This is a genomic window from Salinivibrio sp. IB282, from assembly GCF_001995685.1.
Taxonomy (GTDB): Bacteria; Pseudomonadota; Gammaproteobacteria; order Enterobacterales; family Vibrionaceae; genus Salinivibrio; species Salinivibrio kushneri.
Genome location: NZ_MUET01000134.1, coordinates 1 through 2,703, shown reverse-complemented (window position 1 = coordinate 2,703; position 2,703 = coordinate 1). Strand labels below are relative to the sequence as shown.

Annotated in this window: 4 protein-coding genes; all 4 read right to left on the bottom strand. The window is 39.4% G+C overall.

Annotated features, from left to right (window positions below):
• The coding region (locus BZG14_RS15065) for a hypothetical protein (protein ID WP_131825205.1) at nucleotides 1-699 on the bottom strand (699 nt) is incomplete at its 3' end.
• A gap of 94 nt (nucleotides 700-793) precedes the next feature.
• On the bottom strand, nucleotides 794-1,558 hold the full coding sequence (locus tag BZG14_RS15060) for a hypothetical protein (protein ID WP_077609132.1): 765 nt from the start codon (nucleotides 1,556-1,558) through the stop codon (nucleotides 794-796).
• A 113-nt stretch (nucleotides 1,559-1,671) separates the two neighbouring features.
• Nucleotides 1,672-2,169 carry a hypothetical protein gene (locus BZG14_RS15055; protein ID WP_077609131.1) on the bottom strand — a complete coding sequence of 166 codons (498 nt, stop codon included), beginning with the start codon at nucleotides 2,167-2,169 and terminating at the stop codon, nucleotides 1,672-1,674.
• A 145-nt stretch (nucleotides 2,170-2,314) separates the two neighbouring features.
• Nucleotides 2,315-2,548, bottom strand: a complete 234-nt coding sequence (locus BZG14_RS15045) for a hypothetical protein (protein WP_077609129.1) — start codon at nucleotides 2,546-2,548, stop codon at nucleotides 2,315-2,317.
• Between the last annotated feature and the right edge of the window lie 155 nt (nucleotides 2,549-2,703).

Sequence of the window (2,703 nt, the reverse complement as noted above, 5' to 3'; positions counted from 1 at the left end):
ATCAATAATAGCTTCATACAAATGAGCCATCATTTTTATTTGACTCATAAATTCTTCAATAGCCTTTAAAATTACATCTTTTTCTATATTAGATAAACCCACATGATTTTTACTTAACTCATACGTTTCTTCCACAATGTTAAAAGCATCAGGATATATCTCATTGATACGTTCTGATTGATGTCTGAATTTTTCTTTGTATTGATTAAAACGACGAACTTCAGCTGAGTCAGAACTAGAAAATTCCGGTTTCAAACAACTTAGGAAGTCATCTATTCTATTCGAATTACTATCAACCATAAAGCTTGATCCTTGCTCAAAAAAGACCTGAAATCTGTTTTCACACATATGATTCAAATGAGCTTCAATCCACCTTAACTTAATTCTAGCCTTAACGCCTGTATCAATATATTTATCGTATGATGCATGAAGTTTCCATTGATTTGCCGATTGAGTTGCGGCTTCAGCAGCCTTTTCTGATGAACGAGCTGCCGAAGCCGTCGCTAAAGCGGCTAAAGATGTAGCTATTCCTGCAACCCAAGCACCTACATTTGCAACCCCTTGATCTCCCCAATCAATAGATGCAAACCACGTAACAAACCCATCAGACGGATTAAATATTAAAAGCCCAAAAATTAAGCCTATACATAATGGGAAACTAAAAGAAAGAAGAACCCCCATTTTTTCATCATTAGTCATAAATACCCTAAATTAGCTTATAACGCCGCGCTCTGCTGCAAATTTGGAGCACAGCGGAAAATTTGTCCGACAGCAGCGCCTTGTTAGGGTGGTTTTACTGCTCAACCTTAAAGTGCTGAAGTAAAAACTCATGATTCTCTCCCGCGGCTGAAATAACAACTTTGATTTCATGAAGCTGTGCAGAATTTGGTATTTTGGCAATAGTTACATAGCCGCCATGCCATGACTGGGGTGATACCGTTGTTTTCTTTAGCATGGTAGAGCTAAGGGAATTCAGAGATTGCTCGGTTTGGTTTTTAATTGCCTGCATATTTGCCTGGGTTTGTGCGTTTGCAGTAGCTTGCGCTTGTTGAGCCGCTGCTGCATTGTAGGTGTAACCTGAGTATGAACCGTAGCCGTAGGCACTGTTACCATAGTTATCATAGGCATAAGCATTAGTAGTGCCAGAATGGTAAGAATAGCCTGCATTGGCTGCATTCATAGATTGCGCGGCACCGTTTAGTGCTGCGGCTACCGCTGCCCATGTCTGCCGTCTCTTAACTTCAGCCACTAGTTCATCATAGGTGAAAACTTTGTGGGGAGCACCGTCCACAAATACTTGAATATCTTCAGTGGAAAAATTAAATGAAGATTCAGTGCCGTTTAGCACGCTAACTACAAAGGTTGGACGGTCTTCAGATGAGTATGTGTTAGTTGATGGGCGTATAGCGACCAACGCATTTTTGGGAGAAATAACAGCTTCTACACCTTCTTGATATATTTCTTGCTGGCCATCTAAGGGCTGTGGATCAATTTTTAATGTCGAGGCACATCCTTGCATCAATACGCATGAGACCAATACAACAATAAATTTATTCATGGTTTCTCCTTTGTGAACCCTAACGCTTGCCTAACCGGCGCAAAATAGCAGGCTAAAATTAGCGACGAAGGAGCGCAAGCCTGCTGTTTTGCGTCCTGTGGTTTAGGCACTTGTTATGAGTTTTTACCAACAACAGCCAATAACTTTCTCATTTCAAACAGAGCCAGCTCTTTAGAAGCTCGAAGCTCTCTAGCTAAATCATCGCAATGTGGATCAGATAACGACTGACTCATGATTTTACGGCCAATTTTAATTGCAGATAGAATATTCACATCAAGCTTTTCCGGAATGAATATTCTAGTTTTATGATATTTAGAACGAAGCGCCCCTAAATGATCCTGATAATCATTCCAATTGCTTCGGTAAATACCATTATTTACAAATCCCTCCAATTCCAAAATTAATTCATATAATTCTGTGATTGCAGTAGCTTGTTTTTCATAGACCCAGCCAAATGATGCCTGAAATCTTACCTTTTCAATTTCAAGCTGATTTTGATGGTTCTTAATATCTTTTGTCAGAAGGTGGGTAACTAAGTTTCGAGATAAAAAGCCAAGAATACCTAGAACAAGAACATTTGAAACTATTGCTGTTGTTAATACTTCAATCATGTCTCCCTCTTACATTGACTCATAACGCCCTGTTAAGGTGTGAGCAACGCAATACCGAAGCTACCGCATACCACCTTAAACGCCAAACGCAACGCATAGTAAAAATGCCACGCGTTGCGAATCACTCTTAAACAGATTGTTATGTTTATTCTGTTTCAAACTCTGCTATCAACTCTTCTACACGGGGGCGATCGGACTCATTGTGAGCAAGAAAGTCATCTAGAGACATAGTGGTACTGTTTTCTTCCCATTTAAAATGACTTACAGGTTTCGATGTACCTTGCCTTACTTGATATGTACCATCATCTAGCCTGTCTAGAAAGATATATGTTTCATCATCATGTCCACGAACTTTATAAAATATTTGTTTAGTTTTCATAAGGTGCCTTTTTCAATTTCTGTTCCATCAACATCATATTTGACGAACGATACTGTAGTGCTTTGAGGAGGATAGATGCTCATGCTATCCCTTACGATGTACTTGGCGATTAGCTCCCCATTTTGTTCTAGTTCGTCATAACCATAACTGTCCGT

Bases quoted from the DNA above. Each gene is read 5' to 3' on its own strand.
- BZG14_RS15060 (WP_077609132.1), bottom strand. From the start codon at position 1,558: ATGAATAAATTTATTGTTGTATTGGTCTCATGCGTATTGATGCAAGGA.
- BZG14_RS15055 (WP_077609131.1), bottom strand. From the start codon at position 2,169: ATGATTGAAGTATTAACAACAGCAATAGTTTCAAATGTTCTTGTTCTA.
- BZG14_RS15045 (WP_077609129.1), bottom strand. From the start codon at position 2,548: ATGAAAACTAAACAAATATTTTATAAAGTTCGTGGACATGATGATGAA.